This is a genomic window from Pseudomonas sp. TAA207 (genome assembly GCF_001529285.1).
Classification (GTDB): domain Bacteria; phylum Pseudomonadota; class Gammaproteobacteria; order Pseudomonadales; family Pseudomonadaceae; genus Aquipseudomonas; species Aquipseudomonas weihenstephanensis.
This window is the reverse complement of sequence record NZ_LLWJ01000069.1, coordinates 107,397-129,330: the sequence shown is the minus strand read 5'-3', so window position 1 is coordinate 129,330 and position 21,934 is coordinate 107,397. Positions and strand designations below refer to the sequence as shown.

General features: G+C 59.0%; 16 protein-coding genes. 4 read left to right on the top strand and 12 right to left on the bottom strand.

Features of this window, described 5'->3' with window-relative positions; genetic code table 11:
• The first annotated feature begins 262 nt into the window (after positions 1-262).
• Together cbpA and AP059_RS16185 are read left to right on the top strand one after the other, a co-directional pair.
• The gene (gene cbpA / locus AP059_RS16190; protein WP_059763443.1) at positions 263-1,174 is read left to right on the top strand and encodes a curved DNA-binding protein; all 912 of its coding nucleotides are present in this window, start codon (positions 263-265) and stop codon (positions 1,172-1,174) included.
• A gap of 2 nt (positions 1,175-1,176) precedes the next feature.
• Positions 1,177-1,491, top strand: a complete 315-nt coding sequence (locus tag AP059_RS16185) for a chaperone modulator CbpM (protein WP_059763442.1) — start codon at positions 1,177-1,179, stop codon at positions 1,489-1,491.
• A gap of 80 nt (positions 1,492-1,571) precedes the next feature.
• On the opposite strand, the gene AP059_RS16180 is transcribed toward AP059_RS16185, so the two are convergent.
• Positions 1,572-2,705: a sensor histidine kinase gene (locus tag AP059_RS16180; protein ID WP_059763441.1), complete on the bottom strand. Its 1,134-nt coding sequence runs from the start codon at positions 2,703-2,705 to the stop codon at positions 1,572-1,574.
• 159 nt (positions 2,706-2,864) lie between these two features.
• Here AP059_RS16180 and AP059_RS16175 point away from each other — a divergent pair, with 159 nt between their 5' ends.
• Positions 2,865-8,111: a dermonecrotic toxin domain-containing protein gene (locus AP059_RS16175; RefSeq protein ID WP_059763440.1), complete on the top strand. Its 5,247-nt coding sequence runs from the start codon at positions 2,865-2,867 to the stop codon at positions 8,109-8,111.
• Between the two features lie 50 nt (positions 8,112-8,161).
• Here the strand turns inward: AP059_RS16175 and ureC are convergent, their stop codons facing one another.
• The 11 genes from ureC to urtA form a co-directional block, all read right to left on the bottom strand.
• Positions 8,162-9,862, bottom strand: coding sequence for an urease subunit alpha (ureC, locus tag AP059_RS16170; protein WP_059763439.1), 1,701 nt, complete (start codon positions 9,860-9,862; stop codon positions 8,162-8,164).
• Positions 9,863-9,954: 92 nt separating this feature from the next.
• Positions 9,955-10,263 (bottom strand): urease subunit beta, encoded by a 309-nt coding sequence (locus AP059_RS16165; protein WP_059763438.1) that lies wholly within the window; start codon positions 10,261-10,263, stop codon positions 9,955-9,957.
• A complete protein-coding gene (locus tag AP059_RS16160; protein ID WP_059763437.1) occupies positions 10,260-10,793 on the bottom strand; it encodes a GNAT family N-acetyltransferase in 534 nt (177 codons plus the stop codon). The genes AP059_RS16165 and AP059_RS16160 overlap by 4 nt, the downstream gene beginning before the upstream one ends.
• Positions 10,790-11,323 (bottom strand): GNAT family N-acetyltransferase, encoded by a 534-nt coding sequence (locus AP059_RS16155; protein ID WP_059763436.1) that lies wholly within the window; start codon positions 11,321-11,323, stop codon positions 10,790-10,792. The genes AP059_RS16160 and AP059_RS16155 overlap by 4 nt, the downstream gene beginning before the upstream one ends.
• Positions 11,324-11,332: 9 nt before the next feature.
• Entirely contained in the window at positions 11,333-11,635 is a 303-nt protein-coding gene (ureA, locus tag AP059_RS16150) for an urease subunit gamma (RefSeq protein ID WP_059763435.1), read from the bottom strand.
• A 141-nt stretch (positions 11,636-11,776) separates the two neighbouring features.
• Positions 11,777-12,616, bottom strand: coding sequence for an urease accessory protein UreD (locus AP059_RS16145; RefSeq protein ID WP_048364394.1), 840 nt, complete (start codon positions 12,614-12,616; stop codon positions 11,777-11,779).
• A 32-nt stretch (positions 12,617-12,648) separates the two neighbouring features.
• On the bottom strand, positions 12,649-13,347 hold the full coding sequence (gene urtE, locus AP059_RS16140; protein WP_059763434.1) for an urea ABC transporter ATP-binding subunit UrtE: 699 nt from the start codon (positions 13,345-13,347) through the stop codon (positions 12,649-12,651).
• A 35-nt stretch (positions 13,348-13,382) separates the two neighbouring features.
• Entirely contained in the window at positions 13,383-14,243 is an 861-nt protein-coding gene (gene urtD / locus AP059_RS16135) for an urea ABC transporter ATP-binding protein UrtD (RefSeq protein WP_059763433.1), read from the bottom strand.
• The gene (gene urtC, locus AP059_RS16130) at positions 14,243-15,319 is read right to left on the bottom strand and encodes an urea ABC transporter permease subunit UrtC (RefSeq protein WP_059763432.1); all 1,077 of its coding nucleotides are present in this window, start codon (positions 15,317-15,319) and stop codon (positions 14,243-14,245) included. Before urtC ends, urtD begins: the two co-directional genes overlap by 1 nt.
• Complete coding sequence (urtB, locus tag AP059_RS16125) at positions 15,319-16,821, bottom strand: urea ABC transporter permease subunit UrtB (RefSeq protein WP_059763431.1); 1,503 nt, start codon at positions 16,819-16,821, stop codon at positions 15,319-15,321. Before urtB ends, urtC begins: the two co-directional genes overlap by 1 nt.
• 140 nt (positions 16,822-16,961) lie before the next feature.
• Positions 16,962-18,227 carry an urea ABC transporter substrate-binding protein gene (urtA, locus tag AP059_RS16120; RefSeq protein WP_059763430.1) on the bottom strand — a complete coding sequence of 422 codons (1,266 nt, stop codon included), beginning with the start codon at positions 18,225-18,227 and terminating at the stop codon, positions 16,962-16,964.
• A 297-nt stretch (positions 18,228-18,524) separates the two neighbouring features.
• On the opposite strand from urtA, the gene AP059_RS16115 reads away from it, so the two are divergent.
• Complete coding sequence (locus AP059_RS16115; protein WP_131811526.1) at positions 18,525-21,929, top strand: hypothetical protein; 3,405 nt, start codon at positions 18,525-18,527, stop codon at positions 21,927-21,929.
• Positions 21,930-21,934: the final 5 nt, after the last annotated feature.

The window sequence follows — 21,934 nt, the reverse complement described above, 5'->3', positions numbered from 1 at the left end:
AAACGGCCGCGCAGTGTATGTCAGTCGCTCACAGAATCGAAGCGCGACTATTCGTTAATTCGCAGGTTTTAATCCCCTTGAAAGACTATCCTTCACCCCCAAACTTCCAGACATTGGCTTGGTAGTTGGCAGGCGATTGCGTGAAGCCCGCAGGCTGCCGATAAACTTTTGCAGCGCTGTTCAGTCACAAGGTTGAGATCGGTCAATCGACAGGCCGGGTAACCCGAGCGGCGCGCTTTTGATAACGGATGGTGATCCTTACATGGACTTCAAAGACTATTACAAGATCCTGGGTGTCGAGCCCACGGCTGACGATAAGGCGATCAAGACCGCCTATCGCAAGCTGGCGCGCAAATATCACCCGGATGTGAGCAAGGAAAAGGACGCCGAGGACAAGTTCAAGGACGTCAATGAAGCGTATGAAGCACTCAAAAGTGCCGACAAACGTGCTGAGTACGACGAAATGCGTAAGTACGGTCAGCACGGGCAGCCATTTCAGGGCCCCCCTGGCTGGCAGGGTCGCTCAAGCGGTGGCTTCGAGGATACAGGCGATTTTTCAGACTTTTTCAGCTCGATCTTCGGTTCGCGCGGTAATGGCTTTGGTGGGCAATCGGGCCGCAGTGCGGGCCGTCGTGGGCAGGATGTAGAAATGGAATTGCCGATTTTCCTTGAAGAAACCCTGTCGGGCGAGTCCAAACCGATCAGTTTCCAGATCGGTGGCGTCAGCAAGACCCTGAACGTGAAAATCCCGGCCGGCGTGACCGACGGTGAGCGCATCCGTCTGAAAGGGCAGGGCGGCCCGGGCGCAGGTGGCGGGGCCAACGGTGATCTGTACCTGATCATTCGTTTTGCACCGCATCCGAAGTTTGACGTTGAAGGTCACGATCTGGTGATCACGGTGCCGTTGGCTCCGTGGGAAGCGGCACTGGGGACCAAGGTCGCTGTGCCCACCCTGACCGGTACCCTCAACCTGACCATTCGTGCGGACAGCCAGAGCGGCCAGCGTTTGCGCATCAAAGGCCACGGCCTGGCAGACAAGAAAGGTCAGCGCGGCGATTTGTATGCCCAATTGAAAGTGGTCATGCCTAAACACACCGACGAGGCGACCAAAGCCCTGTGGCAAGCGTTGGCTGATAAAGCCGCCTTTGATCCGAGAGCCCAATGGAGTAATTGATCATGAGCAGCACCCTGATCGTTCAGCTGGACATGGAAAGGTTCTGCGAAGAGGCCAATATCCCGGCCGCTTACGTGATAGAGATCGTCGAACACGGAATTATCGAACCTCAGGGCCGCGCACCCGATGCGTGGCGTTTTGAAGACTATGAACTGGTCATCGCAAAGCGTGCAGCCAAGCTGCATCAGGAGCTTGAACTGGAGTGGGAGGGCGTTGCTCTGGCGCTGCAGCTGGTGGAAGAAGTGCAGCAACTGCGCGCTGAAAACCGTCGATTGAAGCAGCAGTTGGGACGGTTTGTGGGCAACACCAACGCATGACCGACCGGTAGGAGCGGCCGCAGGCTGCGATCTGTGACTCAATATCAACAGCTCGCAGTCTGCGCCAGCGCCTGCACGGGTTAAGCTTTTTTCGGCAATGTCACGGTAAACGTGGTGCCTTCGGCTTCGGTCGAGGTGACCTCAATGGTGCCGTCGTGGGCGTTGACCGCTTCTTTGACGATAAACAGGCCCAACCCCAGGCTGGTGGAGGTGCCCGGCAGGCTGACGTCTTCGCTCGGGCTGCGAACCAACGGGTCGAACAGGGTAGCCAGCGAACCTTCGTCAATCGGTGTACCGCGGTTGTGCACCGAGAGCAGCACTTGTTCGGCGCCGCCGGTCAAGGTTACGGTCACCACGCGGCTGTGGCTGCCATGTTGCAGCGCATTGCCAATCAGGTTTTGCAGCAGTTGGTTGATCAACCCACGGTCCCATTCGCCTTGCACTGGGCCGTCAACGGTCAGCACCGGCTCGCAGTCGGGTTGCCCGGCACACGCTTCGGCCAGGGCGGCGCGGCAGGCTTCGCCCAAATCCAGCGTGACACGTTCGATAGGCAACTGGCTGCCCAGGCGACTGCGCACAAATGCCAACAAATCGCTGACCATCGAGCCCATATGGCGAGTGCCATTTTTAATCGCGCTCACATAGTTCAGGGCATCGGCATCGAGCCTGGCTTTGCGCACCAGCATTTCGGTGGACATGCTCACCGCTTGCAAGGGCGCACGCAAGTCGTGGCCCAGGATGGCGAGGAAGATATCCCGCGAACGGTTAACCTGTTCGGCATACGCCGCGGTGGATTCGGCCAGCGCTTCGTCAATGGCTTCGTTGAAGCGGATCATGTCGGTGAAATGCGCTTGCTCGGGGACATGCAGGCTGCCTACCCACAAGCGGATGACCGTGGCCCGTAAATGACGAAATTCCGAGGTCATCTGCACCAGATCAAAGCCCACGGTATGGCGCAGCTCTCCGTGACTGGCGGCAGCCTGGTCCAGGCTTGGGGTTTTTTCAGCGCCCTCACCTTCAGCTTTTGCCTGCTGCTCGCTGGCTGTCTGAGCGGTGTTCATGTCCCGTGAGGCGGCCAGCAAAATGACTTTGGCGTGATCGCGCAGCGCGATGCTGTCCATCGTGTTGGCGGCGGGAGTGATGGTAGCGGCAAACCTCTCCCATTCATCGACGATACGGTCAACCTCTTGCACGATGAACTCAGATAAACGCATAACCGCGACCTTGCTATGAAGCACAGGAAAAAAGAGGTCGCATCTTAGCGCTTGTCGATCTTTTTCAATACTGCCGCTGGACGCCTCTATAGATAGATACCCCGCGTCTAAAGACCCCCGCCGATAAGCTCGGGCCTCATCATTTATGAGGTTTTTGACATGGCCCAACCCCTTGATAAACCCCTGTCAGCGTCGCCTGTTCCTGTGGAGCACAGGCGCCATTACCGGCTTTTTAAACACGTGGTTCCACCGTGGCTGGTTGAAACGACCACTGAACGGCGCTCAGCCTTAAGGCAAACCCAGGCCCAAGTACCTGAGTGGTTTGGCGGGTTAACGCTCAAAGAAAAAGACGCACTCAAAGTGATGATCGACGCTCGTGGTCAGTCGCTGAACACACTGGAGAAAGCGCTGGGTGTTATTCCTGCGTTGAACGACTTTGCCCGGCCGTTGTTGACGCAAGCACTGACAAACGCAGGCTACAGCGTGCCCGTCGATCAGGTATATGTGCGCCTCTACACGCCTTCGTTTGATGCCTTTGGCGTCGCCACCGGCGGGTTTAGTACGCGCACCCTGTCATTGCTTCAAGCCGCGCTGCATAACTTTGAAGAACCCGAGACCCAAGAGCGTTATTTTGCGGGAGGTTCGGGCTTTATTACATCGCCCGATGAGCAGGGCCGCTTTAAATCGTATGCCACCGACCTGACCCTTGAGGCGTTTACGCAGTTGTGTCGAAGGCTGGATATTGGCGGGCAGTATCAAACCTTGCTCAGCAACACCTTGAACCCGGTCAACAAGGTGTCGCTTGATCTTTTACGCTCTCGCTACCTCACGCATCAGCACGCGGTGCTTAAAGTCGATGCGCAGGTTGCGTGGCATAAGGGCGATATAGACAGCGCATCGCATGCCTTGATTCAGCGAGTGCTGAATGGCGAACGCGGGATCAAACTGGCGGATGGTCGACAGCTTTGGTATCGCACCCCTTGTGTGATGGGCATTGAACTCAAAGGCTGCGTGATTTTTTCGCTCAGTTATGAGGATAGGCGCACTGAGAAGCTGATTGCCTGGATACCCGGCGACCCCCAACACCCGCTCAAGCAGTATGCGAGTTATGCCAGCTTGCGTGACGAGTGGGTGCGCAAACTCACGGCCAGACCTGATCAAGCCAGGCTGACAACACTGACCCCCTATCAGCAGTTCTTAAGCCGTTATATCGACCAGAAAGAGCGCCCTTATTACTACAAACGGCTGACCGAGTTGGTCAAAGAAGCTCCCGCTCAACCGTGGGGTGGCGAGTGGTTTCGTTCCGAAAAGACCCAGTTCTGGTTTCACGCCTTGGCCCCTGTGCCGTTTGCGCTTATTCGCGTGGAACCCATTCCAGATGTGCACACACATCGTGAGCAGGCCGAACACCCGCAGATTCATCTGGTGCTCTGCGCTATGAGCGGCCATCAGCTAAGGGATGAGGTCGACGTGTGGGGGGTGTTGTTTGAAGACATGCGCGGGCGCATGTTTGGCAATGCCCGCAACCTGGCCGTGCCGACCGCCGATGCGGACGCGAATAATCGTTCTGCGCGCTGGGCGCATTACCTGAACATTGGCCTGTTTGCGGTAAACCTGGTGGCAATGGCTGTGCCTGCATTAGGCGAAGTCATGATGGTGGTGATGGTCGCGCAGTTGCTCTACGAAACCATTGAAGGCATTGAAGAATGGTCGGCAGGCGATACCGATGCCGCGTGGGGGCACATCAGTGATGTCGTGGAGAACCTGGCGACCCTGGCCGTGGGCGGCGCGGCGATGCATGCCGTCGTCACGCCGGTGATTGAAAAACTCAAAGTGATTACCTTGCCAGGTGCCAGGCAACGCTTGTGGAGCGGGGATATAACGCCCTATGCACACACGATTGACGTACCGCCTCACTCCAACCCCAACGACGCTGGTCTGCACCGGCTCAATAATCAGCAGGTTTTACCCCATGAAGGCAAGCACTATGTGCTGAGTAAAGACCCTCTGACTGAGCACTACCGCGCAGTCCACCCACGTCGCCCGCAGGCTTATCAACCCACATTCAGACACAACGGGCACGGCGTCTGGGTGCATGAAGGCGAGCAACCTGTGATGTGGGAGCGCAGTCAGCTCAAGCGCCGTCTCGGGCCCCTGGCGCAGGGGTTTAGCGACAATGATTTTGAGCACATCCTCAAGGTCTGCGACGTACGCGAAGATGAGTTGCGACGCCTTTATACCGAGAACGAACCCACCCCCTTGCTGTTAATAGAAAGCCTGCGCCAGTTCAGGGCTTACTCCAAGGCCATGAGTGCGGTGAGCGAAGTCCGGGCCGGGCGTATTTCCAACGAGCTGTGCAGTTATGCCACCGCTTTTACCGTTGAATTGCCAGGGTGGCCTGCCAGTAAAGCCATTGAACTGTATGACTCGCTGGCTTCGCAGAGTGCTGTGGTCCGTTATGGCAATGCGAACGCCAGCGGTGCGGATGTGATTCGCATAAGCCGTGCGGACCTGATGAATGGCCAGTTGCCCGAGCGTGTAGTGGATGCTCTGAGTACCTCGCAACTTGAACGTTTGCTGGGCGAGCGCACCACGCTTGAGCGTTCAGAGCGCCTTGAGTCATTCAGGCACCGCTTGAGCCAGCAAATGGAGTTCAATACGCAGCGTTTGTTCATCAGCCTGTATGAAGACCCTCTGTTGAGCACCGATCCTGCGCGGCCTTCTATTGAGTTATTGCAACGGATATTCCCCACGCTACCGACCTCAATTGCCCGCAGGTTAGTGGCCGATGCCAATGCTCTGGAACTGGCAGCGTTAAACTCAGGCAAGGTCCCGTCCAGGCTGATGGGCGCTGCCAGGCGAATACAGCGTGACTCGCGGCTGTCCTCTGCTTACCTGGGCTTGTACCTGGAAGGGCTGGTCGACAAAGACACTGAAATGTTGGTGTTGAACACGCTATTGGAGTTACCGGGCTGGCGCAACGATGTGCGCCTGGAGATACGCAGCAACAGGTTTTCGGGGGAGGTGAGGGCAAGTTGCGGGGCCAGCGATGTCGCAGAGCGCAAAGTACTGGTCCGCGTGTCGGACGGTAAATATCAGGCTTTCGATGGTCTGGGCAATGAGCTGCACGGTGTCGATAACCTGTACAACAGCCTTCAGCATGCATTGCCCGACGCTCATCGCCGGGCCATAGGTTTGCCGGGTGTCTGGCAAGGTGGGGCGTTAAAAGGCCGCATCCAGCAACACGCTTTGCCCCGCGAGCACTTGCGCGTATTACTGAAAATGCGCGGTGAAAGCCAACCCTTTTTCCTGCCGCCCGAACGCCTGCCAGGCGGCCGGGTTGGTTATCCGTTGAGTGGTCGGGGGCCAATCACGGCGCAGTCAAGCCTTGCCGATACCTACAGGACGCGCCTTTTTCAGCTCTACCCCAGCTTTACGCAAGCCGAATTGACCGGGTTCCTAGAGTTGCATGGTGTCAATGCACGCACGCACATAGCCGCTCTGGAAGATGAGTTTGTGCAGCTTGTAACCGATCTTGAAGACTGGTTGATATTGCCCATCGATGGCCAACCGGTGGAGCTTGATTCGCCGCTGGCCACACAGCGCCCGACCGTCAAGGCCAGATTATGGGTCCAGGACCGTTTGCTTTGTGCATGGCAGCGAACAGGTTCGCGCCATTTTAATGATGCCGGGCGGCACATGGGTCAGGCTCTGATCCTCGATGTCGATGCATTAGGCGCAGTACTGGAAACCCTACCGCCGTTAACGGCCGATTTTACCCATGTCAGCAAGTTGTCCTTGTCAGGCATTGGCGCGAGCGATGCCATTGACGGGTTTGTGTCTCAGTTCACTCAATTGCGTGCGCTTGACCTGGACAGCAACCAACTGACCCGCTTACCCCCCTCCCTTGCGCAAATGCGCCAGCTTGAACAGCTGGATTTGGCGTCCAATAAAATTGTCCTCACGCCCGGCGATGTTCAACAGATCGGCCGAATGACCCAAATGCGGGCCTTGTCTCTGGATGCAAGCCCCATCGGTGTGTCGCTGGACATCAGCCGCATGCCGGATTTGGTCGGCGTCTCCCTCAACGGTTGCGGTCTTGATCGCTGGCCAACCGGGTTGCTGGCGCATCCGCGACCTCGCACGTTCAGGCTTTATCTCGAAAACAATCCCCTGGCGCACATCCCCCACGTTGAGCCAGGCTCCAGCATGGCGGGCACCCTGGCCCGCACGGTCGTGACACGTCACGCTTTAACGCAAGAGGTGTTGGCCAGATACAACCTGTACAGCGAATCGGTGGGCATCTCTTCCCAGCGTGCGCGCCCCCCGCGCGAGGAGTTGGCCAGCCATCACTGGATCAGCGTCTTGTCGGTCGATGACGTGGCGCCTAAACAGGCGTTGTGGAACCGTATCGAATATGCCGGTAACGCGGAGCCGTTCTTCGAAATCCTCAGTGATCAAGCAAGCAACATGCGCTATCGCACGCCTGCGTTCCAGGCGGACATGAGCACCAAAATCTGGCGCATGCTGGAGGCGATGGATGAAAGCGATGAACTGCGCGACAAACTGTTTTTGATGGCCAAGGCGCCTTTTACCTGCGTGGATGCAGGGGCTCAGTTGTTCAATGCGCTGGGTGTCGAGGTGTTATTGCATGAAGCCTACAAGGCACCCATGGAATGGCTGGTCAGGCTTGAAGTGTTAGACCTGGCCAGAGGCAAGTGCCGTCTGGATCAACTAGGGCGTGTTGCCCGTGCACGCGTGACTGAGCTGGAGGCACAAGGGCGCCGCCATCCGCAATACAACGCGTTGGGGGACCGTATCCTTCACTACGATGAACAGGGTGTCGCGATGCGCGATATTGATGAAGTGGAGGTGTACCTGACCTACACCACGCTGTTGGCGGACCGGCTGGGGTTGCCGTGGCAGTCACCTGAACTGATGTTCCCGGAGGAGGACGTGACCGAGGCCATGACGGACAGCGCACATGATTGGGTGAGGGCGCTGGAGCAAGGAGAGGGCTTGCGTAATCAATTGCTGGAGCAGCCGATGTGGATCAACTTTATTGAGGGTGCCTATCGCTCCAGATTTGACGCATTGGCGCTCAAAGTCGATGCCTTGACCGACTTGCAGGTCGCGCAGCAAGCGTGGGTTTCGGGTACCGACCTGTCGGCTGAACAGAAGGCCGCACTGCGCGAAACCATTGTGCAAAAGGCTCGCACCCTGGGCATGTTGCCCGGCTCTGTCCCTGAGGGGTATGTCATGCCCGATGACGTCTACGATGCGCAAGTCCTCGCCTTTGGGGTTGAGCGGCGCAGATTGATGGAGGCACTGACGGATGAAGCGATGGGACGTGAAGTGTCGACGCCGGATGAGGACGAACCCATCACTGGCCGGGGTGACTCTTGATCTGAGCCAGTGAACCGCAGGTCAGATCGCAACCTGACCTGCGCCTGGCCTCAAAACAGAAAGTAGCGCTGGGCCATTGGCAGCACGTCTGCCGGTTCACACCACAGCAATACACCGTCCGCCTTGACCTGATAGGTTTGCGGGTCGACTTCAATGTTGGGCAAATAGCCGTTATGAATCAGGTCGGTTTTTTGCACATCACGGCAGCCTTTGACCACGCCGATTTGCTTCTTCAGGCCCAAGGTTTCGGGCACTCCGGCCTCAGCGGCCGCCTGGCTGATGAAGGTCAGGCTGGTGGCATGCCGAGAACCGCCGTAGCTGGCGAACATTGGCCGGTAGTGAACCGGCTGCGGGGTCGGGATGGAGCCGTTGGCGTCGCCCATCAGGCTCGATGCGATGGCGCCACCTTTGAGAATCAACGTCGGTTTAACCCCGAAAAACGCCGGGCGCCACAGCACCAGATCGGCCCATTTACCCACCTCGATTGAGCCGACTTCGTGGCTGATGCCGTGGGTGATGGCCGGGTTGATGGTGTATTTGGCGATGTAGCGTTTGGCCCGAAAGTTGTCGTTGCCCACGCCGTCTTCCGGTAGCGGGCCACGTTGTTTCTTCATTTTGTCGGCGGTCTGCCAGGTGCGGGTAATGACCTCGCCCACACGGCCCATGGCCTGGCTGTCGGAGCTGATCATCGAAAACGCGCCAAGGTCGTGCAGGATGTCTTCGGCGGCGATGGTTTCACGGCGGATGCGGCTTTCAGCGAAGGCCACGTCTTCGGCGATGCTGGGGTCCAGGTGGTGACACACCATCAGCATGTCCAGGTGTTCGTCGATGGTGTTGCGCGTAAACGGGCGGGTCGGGTTGGTCGAGCTGGGCAGTACGTTGGTCAGGCCGCAGGCTTTGATGATGTCAGGCGCATGCCCGCCGCCCGCGCCTTCGGTGTGATAGGTGTGAATGGTGCGGCCCTTGAAGGCGGCGAGGGTGGTTTCGACAAACCCCGACTCGTTCAGCGTGTCGCTGTGAATCGCCACTTGCACGTCGTACCGGTCGGCCACCGTCAGGCAGTTGTCGATGGAGGCCGGTGTGGTGCCCCAGTCTTCGTGCAATTTAAGGCCGATGGCGCCCGCTTCGACTTGCTCGATCAAGGGTTGTGGCAGGCTGGCATTACCCTTGCCGGTGAAGCCCATGTTCATCGGGAATGCGTCTGCCGCTTGCAGCATGCGCGCCATGTGCCACGGGCCAGAGGTGCAGGTGGTGGCGTTGCTGCCGGTCGCCGGGCCGGTGCCGCCGCCGATCATGGTGGTGACGCCACTGTTGAGTGCTTCGTCGATCTGTTGCGGGCAGATGAAGTGAATATGGGTGTCGATACCACCGGCGGTGAGGATCATGCCTTCGCCCGCAATCACTTCCGTGCTGGCGCCGATGGCGATGCTGACGTTGGGCTGGATATCCGGGTTGCCGGCTTTGCCGATGGCGTGAATGCGCCCGTTTTTCAGGCCCACGTCGGCTTTGACAATGCCCCAGTGGTCGACGATCAGCGCGTTGGTGATCAAAGTGTCGACCACCTCGGCCGCGAGCAACTGGCTTTGGCCCATGCCGTCACGAATCACTTTGCCGCCGCCAAACTTCACTTCTTCGCCGTAAGTGGTGAAGTCCTGCTCGACCTCGATCCACAGCTCGGTATCGGCCAGGCGAACTTTGTCGCCAACGGTGGGGCCGAACATATCGGCGTAGGCCTGACGGGAAATTTTCATGGTGTGTCGTTCCTAATAGTGACCTGTAGCAGTTGCTGAAGACTGCGCCCGGTCGCGAAGCAACCGCAAAGGCGGCATTTGTGTGGCTTATGTCAATCCAGATCGCCCATGACTCGCCCGGCAAAGCCGAACACGCGGCGCAAACCTGCCAGTTCGACCAGTTCCACTTCACGAGTTTGCCCCGGCTCGAAGCGTACGGCGGTGCCAGCCGGGATATTGAGGCGCATGCCACGGCTGTCACCGCGATCAAACATCAGCGCATCGTTGGTTTCGAAAAAGTGATAGTGCGAACCGACCTGAATCGGTCGGTCACCGCGGTTGGACACACTCAGTGTGTGGGTACGCCTGCCCACATTCAGCTCGATATCGCCGGACTCGATGCGGTATTCGCCTGGAATCATTGCGGTTCACTCAAGGTTTTAAAGTAGATGGCGGTGGGGCTGTAGTGACCGTCGGGGCTGCGGCAATAGTTGGGCAGTTCACCGACGCGGGTATACCCCAGCGCGCTGTAGAAGTTTTCGGCGGGCGAGCCAGCTTCGGTGTCCAGGTGCAACAGGCCACGGTGTTGCTGGCGTGCGCCTTGTTCCAACGCGTGGATCAGCACTTGGCCCAAGCCCCGGCGCCGCGCTTCGTTGAGCACCAGCAGCTTTTGCACTTCGGCCCGGTTGAGGCCGTTGGCTTTCTGGCATAAGGCCAATTGCACGCTGGCGAGCACGCGCTGGTCTTCGACCAACACCCACAGCAGCACACTGCCTTGCTCCAGTTGGGTATGCACCTCGTTGAAATACTGGCTGGCCTGGGCCGGGTCCAGGTTGGCCATAAACCCGACGGACGCGCCGTGATGAACGGCGTCCACCAGCAGCGCAATCAAGCCTTCACGGTAGCGAGCGAACGTTTGCGGCGTGACGCGCAGCACCTGTTCAGCGCTCATTGGTCGCGCTCCTGTGGCGCCAGGGCGCCGGGGTTGAGCATCAATTGCATGAAGGTCAGGTCCAGCCAGCGCCCGAACTTGATGCCCACTTGCGGCATGCGCCCGCTGGTGACGAACCCGAGTTGCTTATGCACATGGATCGAGGCGGCATTGGCACTTTCAATCGCGGCGACCATGACGTGTTTGTCACACGCTTTGGCGCGTTCAATCAGCGCTGCCAGCAACTGCGGGCCAAGGCGTTTGCCGCGCTGATCGGGGTGCACGTACACCGAATGCTCGACGGTATGACGAAAGCCCTCAAAGGGGCGCCAGTCACCAAATGAGGCATAGCCCAATGGCACGTTGGCGTGATCCACGATCACCAGAATGGGGTAAGCCTGGGTTTGGCGAGCGTCGAACCATTGCTGGCGGTTGCTCAAGTCGACGGTGTTCTCGTTCCAGATGGCGAGGGTATTGAGCACTGCATCGTTGTAAATATCGAGAATCGCCGGCAGGTCGGCCGGGACTGCATCACGAATAACGTAAGCCATGGCTGCGCCTCAGGCGATGGGTTGGTGGACCGTGACCAGCTTGGTGCCGTCCGGGAAGGTGGCTTCGACCTGAATGTCGGGGATCATTTCCGGGATGCCCTCCATGACCTGCTCGCGCGTGAGCAAGGTGGTGCCGTAATGCATCAGGTGGGCCACGGTGTTGCCATCGCGGGCGCCTTCGAGCAGGGCGGCTGAGATATAGGCAATGGTTTCCGGGTAATTGAGTTTCACCCCGCGCGCCAATCGGCGCTCCGCCAGCAGGCCAGCGGTGAAGATCAGCATTTTGTCTTTTTCGCGTGGAGTCAGGTCCATGAGGGGTCCGTGTTCGGCAGTTAAAAAGTAATCGGGCCTTTTGCCCTGACCCTCTCCCGGAGCAAGAGAGGGCTATTTTGTGTGTCGCGTGACGTGTGTGCTCACCTGCGTTCAGCTCAAAGGGTTGGGGCGAGGGGCTCTTCAGGTGCTCCAGATTCTCGGCGCCAACGCCTCGCGCCCCAACAATGCCGGGCGCAGCAGTCGCCATAAATCAATCAGCCAGCCCCGGGCCTGCAACGCTTCCCCCGCCAGGCACCTGGCCACCAGTAAACCCGGTAATTGCGTCAGATCACCCCGCACCGGGTTGGCCAGGCTGCGGCAGGTTTGCAGCAGCTCAGCACTGATTTCTCCCGTCACCAGCAACGTTGCAAACACCGGGTGGCCATCCAGCCCAATGGGCGAGGCCAGCAATCCGTCGCCGCCCACAATGCGCTGGCGCTCATGCCAGAGCAACTGGCCGTCGCGGCGAATATCCAGTTGCGATTGAAAAGACCCGTGCTCGAAACGCTCACCACTGGCCAGTCGTCCCAACGCCACCATGTCCCAATAAAACAAACGGGCATCCCCCTCAAGCGCGATGCGCGTAGTGAGCTCGGCCTGCGCTGCGCTAAATACGATGGTTTCTTGCGGCAGCCACTCCAGCGTCGCGCCTGCGGCCACCTTAAGCTCAACGCTTTGATACGCCGGGCCTGCGGCGCGGTACCACTTGGCGGCGCCGGGGCTGGTGAGTTGGGCCCAGGCATCGGGCCCGACGCTGGCGCGAATGTCGAGTTGATCGCCGCCGGCAATCCCGCCGGGGGGGTGCACGATGATGTGCTGGCACACTTGGGGGCCTTCGGCGTACAGGTGCTTTTGTACGCGCAAAGGCCCGAGATGACGGCGCAGGGTCGGGCGCGTACTGTCGCCAAAACGCCCATAACCCAGCTCCAGCTCGGCCTGCCAGCTAGGGGTGAACAAGGCGGTATTGGCAGGTAAATTCATAAGAGGCCATTCTGGTAACAAAGAGTTACAGATTAAATCGTCACGAGCCCGCGCACACCTTCTGTTTGCATATTTTCACCGCGACCTTGCGCAATGATTTCACCCCGTGACATCACCAGGTACTGATCCGCGAGTTCCTCGGCAAAGTCGTAGAACTGCTCTACCAGCAATATGGCCATGTCCCCGCGTGCCGCGAGCATTTTGATCACGGCGCCGATTTCCTTGATCACCGAGGGCTGGATGCCTTCGGTGGGTTCGTCGAGGATCAGCAGGCGCGGGCGACTGGCCAGCGCGCGACCGATGGCCAGTTGTTGCTGTTGCCCGCCCGACAGATCGCCGCCGCGCCGATGCTTCATTTGCAGCAGCACCGGGAATAGCTCGTAGATGAACGCGGGCACTTCTTTGGCCTCGCTGCCGGGGAAGCGCGACAGGCCCATCAGCAGATTTTCTTCCACGCTGAGGCGGCCGAAAATCTCCCGGCCCTGTGGCACGTACGCAATGCCTGCGTGCACCCGCTGGTGGGGTTTGAGGGTGGAGATGGCATGACCTTCCCAACTCACGCCCCCTTCTTTGATCGGCAATAAGCCCATCAAGCACTTGAGCAACGTCGTTTTGCCCACGCCGTTGCGGCCCAGCAGGCAAGTGACTTCGCCGACGTTTACCTCAAACGACACGCCGCGCAGGATGTGGCTGCCGCCGTAGAACTGATGCAGCTTTTGGACTTTAAGCATGTTTGGATTCCTGATAAACGACGCCGACCCGTTGTTCAACGTCCCAGATACACCTCGATCACCCGTTCATCCGCTTGCACCTGCGCCAGCGACCCTTCGGCCAGCACGCTGCCCTGATGCAGGACGGTGACGTGATCGGCAATCGAACCGACAAACCCCATGTCGTGCTCCACCACCATCAGCGAGTGCTTGCCCGCCAGACTTTTGAACAGCTCGGCGGTGAACTCGGTTTCAGCGTCAGTCATGCCCGCCACCGGTTCGTCCAGCAGCAACAGCTGCGGGTCTTGCACCAGCAACATGCCAATTTCCAAAAACTGCTTTTGCCCGTGAGACAGCAACCCTGCCGGACGATGCGCCGCACTCGTCAGGCGAATGGTGTTGAGCACCTCACCGATGCGGTCGGCTTGTTCGCCCGTGAGGGTGGCGCGCAGGCTGGCCCATACCGACTTGTCGGTTTTTTGCGCCAGCTCAAGGTTTTCAAACACGCTCAGGGCTTCAAACACGGTGGGTTTCTGAAATTTGCGACCGATGCCCGACTGGGCGATCTGCACTTCGCTCATGTGCCGTAAATCCAGGGTTTCGCCGAACCAGGCCTGGCCTTCGGTGGGGCGCGTCTTGCCGGTGATGACATCCATCATCGTGGTCTTGCCCGCACCATTGGGCCCGATGATGCAGCGCAGTTCGCCGACGCCGATGTACAGATTGAGGTTATTGAGCGCCTTGAACCCCTCAAAGCTGACGCTGATGCCTTCCAGGGTCAGGATCGTGCCGTGGCGCGTATTCAACCCTCGGCCTGCCGCTTGGCCGAGGCCGATGGCGTCGCGGCTGCTGCCGGCGTCTTTGTTGGGGTCAAATGCGGGTTCGAGCATAAATGCTGCCGTTGGCGTGATGCGCATTATTCGCCCCTCTTTTTCAGCAAGCCGATGATGCCTTTGGGCAGGTACAGGGTCACGACGATAAACAGTGCGCCCAGAAAGAACAGCCAGTATTCAGGGAAGGCTACGGTGAACCAGCTCTTCATGCCGTTGACCACGCCTGCGCCCAGCAACGGGCCGATCAGCGTACCGCGCCCGCCCAGTGCGACCCATACCGCCGCTTCGATGGAATTGGTGGGGGACATTTCGCCGGGGTTGATAATGCCCACTTGCGGCACATACAAGGCTCCGGCCAAACCGCACAGCACGGCGCTCAACACCCACACAAACAGCTTGAAACCGCGCGGGTCGTAGCCGCAAAACATCAGGCGGTTTTCAGCATCGCGCACCGCGGTGAGCACCCGACCAAACTTGCTGCGCGCCAGGCGCCAGCCCACAAACAGGCTACCCGCCAACAACAGCACCGTGGCGAAAAACAGCGCGGCGCGAGTGCCGGGTTCGGTGATGCCAAAGCCCAGAATGCTGCGAAAGTTAGTGAAACCGTTGTTGCCACCAAAGCCGGTCTCGTTGCGGAAAAACAGCAGCATCCCGGCGAAGGTCAGGGCTTGGGTCATGATCGAGAAATACACGCCCTTGATCCGTGAGCGAAAGGCGAAAAACCCAAACACCAGCGCCAGCAAACCGGGCGCCAGTACCACCAGGCACATGGCCCACCAAAAATGCTCGGTGCCGACCCAGTACCACGGCAATTCAGTCCACGACAAAAAGGTCATAAACGCGGGCAATTCATCACCCGACGCCTGACGCATCAAGTACATGCCCATCGCGTAGCCGCCCAGGGCGAAGAACAAACCGTGGCCCAGCGACAACAGCCCGGCGTAGCCCCACACCAGGTCGAGCGCCAACGCAACGATGGCATAGCAGAGGATTTTGCCGACCAGGGTCAAGGTGTATGCCGAGACTTGAAACGGGCTGTCGGCGGGCAGCAATGAGAGCAAGGGCAAGGCCAGCAGCACCAGCAGCACGAGTCCGCCAATCAGTGCAGTCAGGGCCGGGCCTGCTTTTTGGGTTGCGGTGAGCATCAGTGGCTGATTCATCAGTCGATCACCCGTCCTTTAAGCGCGAAGAGACCTTGCGGGCGTTTCTGAATGAACAGAATGATCAGCCCCAGGATAAGGATTTTGCCGAGCACGGCACCGATCTGCGGTTCGAGGATTTTGTTGGCGATACCCAGCCCCAATGCGGCGTACACCGTGCCTGCGAGTTGGCCGACGCCGCCCAGCACCACCACCAGAAACGAGTCGATGATGTAGCCCTGGCCGAGGTCGGGGCCGACGTTGCCGACCTGGCTCAAGGCCACGCCGCCCAGCCCGGCGATCCCCGAACCCAGACCGAACGCGAGCATGTCAACGCGCCCGGTGGGCACGCCGCAGCAGGCAGCCATGTTGCGGTTTTGAGTGACGGCGCGAACGTTGAGACCCAAGCGGGTTTTGTTCAACAACAACCACGTCAGAAACACCACGGCCAGCGCGAACGCGATGATCACCAGACGGTTGTAGGGCAGTACCAGGTTGGGCAGCACTTGAATGCCGCCCGAGAGCCACGCCGGGTTGGCCACTTCAACGTTCTGCGCGCCAAACAGCACACGCACCAACTGGATCAGGATCAGGCTGATGCCCCACGTGGCGAGCAAGGTTTCCAGCGGGCGGCCGTAGAGGTGACGGATGATTGTGCGCTCCAGCACCATGCCCACGCCCGCCGTGACGAAGAACGCCACCGGCAGGGCCAGCAACGGATAAAACTCGATGGCGCCGGGGGCGAAGCGCTGGAACAGCAACTGCACGCAATACGTGGAGTAGGCACCGAGCATCAGCATTTCGCCGTGGGCCATGTTGATCACCCCCAGCAGGCCGAAGGTGATGGCCAGCCCGAGGGCCGCGAGCAGCAGAATCGAGCCGAGTGACAGGCCGCTGAATGCTTGACCCAGCAGGTCGCCGATCAACAGCTTACGTTTGACTTGCGCCAGGCTGGTCTCGGCGGCGGTGCGCACGCGGGCATCGGTCTCGACCTCGGGCTGCAACAGGGTTTCAAGGCGGGTGCGGGCCAATGGCTCGCCGGTTTCGCCGAGCAGGCGCACGGCGGCCAAACGCACCGTCGGGTCGGCATCGACCAACTGCAAATTGGCCAGCGCCAGGTTCAGGGCTGCGTACACCTTGTCGTCCGCTTCGAGGGTGAGGCGACGGTTGAGCAGCACCAACTGCGCAGGCTGGGCAGTCTTTTGCAATTGTTGCGCAGCGCTCAGGCGCAGCGTGGGGTCGGCCGAGAGCAGTTGATGGCTGGCCAGTGCGGTGTCGATCAAACCGCGCAGGCGGTTGTTCAGACGCACGGTTTTGGGTTGGCCGTCGACCGTGATCTGGCCGTGTAGCAGGGCCATGATCAATTCGGTGCGAGCCGGGTCTGGCTGGGCGGCCCAGCTTTCCAGCAGCTTGACCTGCTGTGGCAGGTTGGCCGCGGCAAAGTCGCTGGCGTCATCGGCGTGGGCGGCCAGGGGCAGCCACAGCAGCAACGCGAGGATCAAACGATAAAGGGCAGTGGGCATAGCGAGTGTCCCTGTTTGCAGGTGGTCGAGCTTCAGGGCGCTGACCCTCACCCTGGCCCTTTCCCAGAGGGAGAGGGGACTAAACGCCACACATCAGCCCCTCGCCCTCCGGCAGAGGGTGGAGAGGGGCTTTTAAGTGACTAGTTGCTCTTCACCGCGTAATCCGGTTTTTTGTCGTTGCCCGTAATGTAGGGGCTCCACGGCTGCGCGCGGATCGGGCCTTCGGTTTGCCACACCACACTGAACTGACCGTCTGGCTGGATCTCACCAATCATTACCGGCTTGTGCAGGTGATGGTTGGTCTTGTCCATGGTCAGGGTGTAACCCGAGGGTGCCGCGAAGGTCTGGCCGGCCAGGGCTTCGCGCACTTTATCCACATCGGTGGACTTGGCTTTCTCAGCCGCCTGCGCCCACATATGAATGCCCACGTAGGTGGCTTCCATCGGGTCGTTGGTCACGGCCTTGTCGGCGCCCGGCAGGTTTTTGGCCTTGGCATAGGCTTTCCAGTCAGCGACGAACTTCTGATTGACCGGGTTCTCAACCGACTCGAAGTAGTTCCACGCGGCCAGGTTGCCCACCAACGGTTTGGTGTCGATGCCGCGCAGTTCTTCTTCGCCCACCGAGAACGCAATCACCGGCACGTCGGTGGCCTTGATGCCCTGGTTGGCCAGCTCTTTATAGAACGGCACGTTGGAGTCGCCATTGACGGTGGAGATCACCGCTGTTTTACCGCCCGCCGAGAATTTTTTGATATTGGACACGATGGTCTGGTAATCGCTGTGCCCGAACGGGGTATAGACCTCTTCAATGTCCTTGTCGGCCACGCCTTTGCTATGCAGGAAAGCGCGCAGGATTTTGTTGGTGGTACGCGGGTATACGTAGTCGGTGCCCAGCAGCACAAAGCGCTTGGCACTGCCGCCGTCTTCGCTCATCAGGTACTCAACCGCCGGAATCGCTTGCTGGTTGGGCGCAGCTCCGGTGTAGAACACGTTGGGCGACATTTCTTCGCCCTCGTATTGCACCGGGTAGAACAGTAAGCCATTGAGTTCTTCAAACACCGGCAACACGGACTTGCGTGACACCGAGGTCCAGCAGCCGAACACCACGGCGACTTTGTCCTGCGTCAGCAACTGGCGGCCTTTTTCCGCGAACAGCGGCCAGTTGGACGCCGGGTCGACCACCACCGCTTCGAGCATTTTGCCGTTGACCCCGCCTTTGGCGTTGATCTCGTCGATGGTCATCAGGGCCATGTCTTTGAGTGATGTTTCAGAGATCGCCATGGTCCCGGACAACGAATGCAGAATGCCCACCTTGATGGTCTCGGCGGCGTGCACCGTCCAGGTCAGGCCCATGGCGGCAATGGAGGCCGACAAGGTGAACGCTTTGATCAGGCTGCGACGCTTCATGGTGCGATCTCCAGGAACTCGATGTTCATCAGGGATGGATTCGGACAATGAGCAGGCTTTTGCAAAGGCTGTGCCGGGATTCAAACAGCGCTCAAGACCGGGGCCTTGCGCAAAGAGGGGGCGCATCGGTGCACCCGTTTGGCGCTTGATGGCAGGGGCGGTGCGCTGGCGTGCGCTGCCTTGGTGCTTGCGGGTCAAGGGCCGGTAACTAACTACCACCTGCGCAACACCTGCAAGGCGAAGTATGAGTGGGATCGCGCACCTGCCGATCACGACTCAATACAGGAATTTAAAACTATGGAACCTGTTTATGACATTCCACAGGTGCTGTTCCCCAGCAATACACCGGGCCGTTTGCCCTCCTTGAGCCCACCCTTTTTAAACCCCGATGATGCCGCACGATTTGCCCATCAATTGATAGGTGATAAGCGTGCGGAGCAGTACGCCGGGGTGATTTTAAAAAATGCCCAAGGCCGCTACCTGGCATCGCGCCCGGTGAAGGTAACGGGTGAGCGCTTTAGCCCGACGCAATTTATTGCAGTCGATGAAAAAGGTCAGCTCAAACACCCTCACGGCTTTACGTGTTACGGCTTTTATTACTCCAGGGCGCATCAACTTGGCGGGGGTGAAACCGCGCCAGCCGGAGTGTCCAGGGCGGACGTCATCACGCTGGCCAACTTTTTTTTACCCGGCGATATATACAGCCTGTTGGGTGTGGCCCGCTTTGCTGATGTGCATTACTTGTCCGGTTTCAATGGCTCGTTGCTCAAAGTTCAAGCGCGGCCCACAGAAGACGCCCAAGAACTCTTCGCTTTTCTGTCGCTGGTCGAGGAAGGAGGCGAACGGATGAACGGATTGCAGGGCTACTTCAAGCAAGTGGCTGACACGTTGCAGGTTGACGTCATTGAGTCCAATGAAGTGTGGAGCGGGCAAACGGGCAGGCTATCGCCGGGGTTCTTTTCTTTGCCCCTGCGCGCTCTCGATACGGACGATGTGATTATTCAACGGCCAGCGTTCGGCCCGGTGCTGGCCAGTGAGCAATTGGCCCTTGAGTATGGGCAATCACTGACTGCACAAACGTCGAGTCAGCATTACTGTTTTATCCTCAAAAACAGCACGAGTAATGAGTTTGTGGTTTCGCAACCAGTGACTGAAGCGCTGGACTTTGCGCTGGTGCGGGCGTTTACCCATGACAGTGAGCGGCGCCCACAATTGCCTGCGAATTTTACGATTGTTGCGCTGTACGGCTGTGATTCTGAATACCGCGATCCGGCCCTTTTACCGCCCGATCAGGTGTCGTTGTTTAAAAACTTCTTGCACCCTGAAGCACTGGAGAAAGCCCTCTCAGTGGCACAAGCGCTCGGCCCTCCTGATCAGGTTCATGCGTTGCCTCTTTATATTGCGACCCGTGACGGGGCCTTGTTGAAGTACATCTCCAGGTCTTCTCCGGTTGAGAAAATGCAGTTTGCAAAGTTGCCGCAAGATAAGGGCGACGGTATGGCGATAGTGCACGATGTGATGTCAGGCGCCGTACAGTTCGTCGCGCTGGTACGTGCGTTGGCCTATGCAGGTCAGTTGGAGGTGGTACGCCGCAGTGATGTGTGGGGCAGGGAGGGGCGAGTCTGGGACGCATGGCTGCCGTTTGAAGGTTTTATGCGGCGCACGCTCAGCCCGGTTTTCGTTGATATGGACGATGCCGCGCGATACGCCCACGAGTTGATTGCACGTCGGGTGGACTTCACGTACGGGGGGCTGATTCTCAAGCGTCAGGACAATCTTTTTGTCGTGACAGAACCGTTGGCTTTGAGCACTGAAACGTTTGACGAACAAACGGTTTTCCCTCCCGAGATGGCAGCCTATATCCCTTTTGGCTGTGTGATCTTCGCCACTTATCACACGCGCCGTGTTCGCCCCCTGCAACTCTGGCGCCCTGCCAATGAAGAGCGTGTATGTCGCAACATGTTCGCCCCTCATGAAGTGCGTGCGGCCCTACTCGATCGTCGCGGGCGGGTGCGTTATTTTTCAGCACAAGACGGTGCACTGCTCAAATACGCCCCGAGTGGCTCTGATCTTGAGAAAAAATTACTGGCCCGGGTTTCACCGCCCGAGGCGCATCCCGAGCAGGCGCGCAACAATCAGACGCAGAACAAACTGCGCGCCAACACACTGGCCCCCAGTCAATACGTGGCGCAGGTCGCGCGTGCAGGGGGGTTGAGTGTCGTGGTGAGCAGCCCGTTATGGGGCGCTCGTGGCCCGGTGACGCCTGCCTGGAAGCCCGTTCAGCCACCCGTTGAGATGAGTCGGCTCAATCTGCAACCGGCTTACGGCCCACTTTTTTCGCAGGCTGAAGATGCCATGCGCTACGTTCATGCACGAATGGGCGCACGTGTCACGACTCAGTTCGGGGTCATCCTTAAGCGTGCGACCGGTGAGCAGTATCTCGTTACAGAACCACTGTCCGCGCGCAGTGCCCTGCTGGGGCAGATATTCCCTCGCCCTTTTGGCTCGACAGACTATAGCTTTCCGGCCGGATTCAGCCTTAACGCGGTCTATATAGCCACGCCAAAAACCCCTGTGAACCTGGCCACAGACGACGTCTTTGCCGACTTCATTGACCCTTCGGATCTGGTAGACCTGGCGGTGCTGTCGAGCATGGCCCGTGACCACTCTCCTTGGCGCAGTGATTATCCTCAGATGTTTATCTCTACCCGCAACGAGGCTTTGCTGAGCTACCGCACCACAAACCTCAACACCTTGTGGGTACTGGACAGCGCATTCGGGCCGCACACACCCCTGCAGGTGTTGTTGAACAACCACACACTTCGATCCTCTGATTACGTGCGCAAAATAGCGGCCGCAGGGCACATGGACGTCCTGTTAACCAGCAACGTGTGGGCCGCGCCAGGCCGTGTGACGAGTACATGGCAGCCCTACGCCAGGGTTGCGCCGGTCGGTCAAGAACCCGCGCCCAATGTGCCGGCGCTTGGGCCGATGTTTAGTCATGTCGACGACGCGGCACTCTACAGCCACCGGAAAATGGTCTTGCCGCACGCCCAAACAATAGTCGGCGCGGTGCTTTACTCATCGGCAGACACTCTTTATCTGCCCGTTGAACCTCAAATCAATGGCGTACCCGCGAACGCTCAGGACCGCATTTTTTTAAATGCTTTGTTTGAGCGCTCTTCGGGCACTTCACGGCCATTACCTCGCTTGCCGACCGGGTATGGGCCGATCGCGGTGCACAATGCGCACCCTCCGATCAAACCGAGTATTGCCAGGCCCCAGCAACGCAACTGGGTCGATCATATGTTCTGGCCGATGGACATTTGTTATGTGGCCAAGAACCTGGCGCGGCTGGGATTTGCCGTAAACATCGTTTTTTTGTCAGGCAATGACGGCGCACTACTGAAATATGCACGTCGTCCCGGTCAGGCCGAAAACGATTTGTGCCAGTCGGTCGTGGGCTATGACTATTGGGAAAACCAGTACCTGGATCAGGACTGGGTTGATAAAGGCATCGAGACGAAAAGTGCATACATCGCCAAGCTGCTCAAGGCGGGCGAGCTGGTGGTCGTCAGCCCCGGTGCGCACTGGGCACGTGCCGCATGGGTGACTGCTGAGGGGCTCGCCACGGCGCCGGTCATGGTCAAGCCTGAGTTACCGTGGGTGCGCTCGCCCGCTCACGGTAAAGACGAGCTTTGAGACGC

Bases quoted from the DNA above. Each gene is read 5' to 3' on its own strand.
- cbpA (WP_059763443.1), top strand. From the start codon at position 263: ATGGACTTCAAAGACTATTACAAGATCCTGGGTGTCGAGCCCACGGCT.
- AP059_RS16185 (WP_059763442.1), top strand. From the start codon at position 1,177: ATGAGCAGCACCCTGATCGTTCAGCTGGACATGGAAAGGTTCTGCGAA.
- AP059_RS16180 (WP_059763441.1), bottom strand. From the start codon at position 2,705: ATGCGTTTATCTGAGTTCATCGTGCAAGAGGTTGACCGTATCGTCGAT.
- AP059_RS16175 (WP_059763440.1), top strand. From the start codon at position 2,865: ATGGCCCAACCCCTTGATAAACCCCTGTCAGCGTCGCCTGTTCCTGTG.
- ureC (WP_059763439.1), bottom strand. From the start codon at position 9,862: ATGAAAATTTCCCGTCAGGCCTACGCCGATATGTTCGGCCCCACCGTT.
- AP059_RS16165 (WP_059763438.1), bottom strand. From the start codon at position 10,263: ATGATTCCAGGCGAATACCGCATCGAGTCCGGCGATATCGAGCTGAAT.
- AP059_RS16160 (WP_059763437.1), bottom strand. From the start codon at position 10,793: ATGAGCGCTGAACAGGTGCTGCGCGTCACGCCGCAAACGTTCGCTCGC.
- AP059_RS16155 (WP_059763436.1), bottom strand. From the start codon at position 11,323: ATGGCTTACGTTATTCGTGATGCAGTCCCGGCCGACCTGCCGGCGATT.
- ureA (WP_059763435.1), bottom strand. From the start codon at position 11,635: ATGGACCTGACTCCACGCGAAAAAGACAAAATGCTGATCTTCACCGCT.
- AP059_RS16145 (WP_048364394.1), bottom strand. From the start codon at position 12,616: ATGAATTTACCTGCCAATACCGCCTTGTTCACCCCTAGCTGGCAGGCC.
- urtE (WP_059763434.1), bottom strand. From the start codon at position 13,347: ATGCTTAAAGTCCAAAAGCTGCATCAGTTCTACGGCGGCAGCCACATC.
- urtD (WP_059763433.1), bottom strand. From the start codon at position 14,243: ATGCGCATCACGCCAACGGCAGCATTTATGCTCGAACCCGCATTTGAC.
- urtC (WP_059763432.1), bottom strand. From the start codon at position 15,319: ATGAATCAGCCACTGATGCTCACCGCAACCCAAAAAGCAGGCCCGGCC.
- urtB (WP_059763431.1), bottom strand. From the start codon at position 16,821: ATGCCCACTGCCCTTTATCGTTTGATCCTCGCGTTGCTGCTGTGGCTG.
- urtA (WP_059763430.1), bottom strand. From the start codon at position 18,227: ATGAAGCGTCGCAGCCTGATCAAAGCGTTCACCTTGTCGGCCTCCATT.
- AP059_RS16115 (WP_131811526.1), top strand. From the start codon at position 18,525: ATGGAACCTGTTTATGACATTCCACAGGTGCTGTTCCCCAGCAATACA.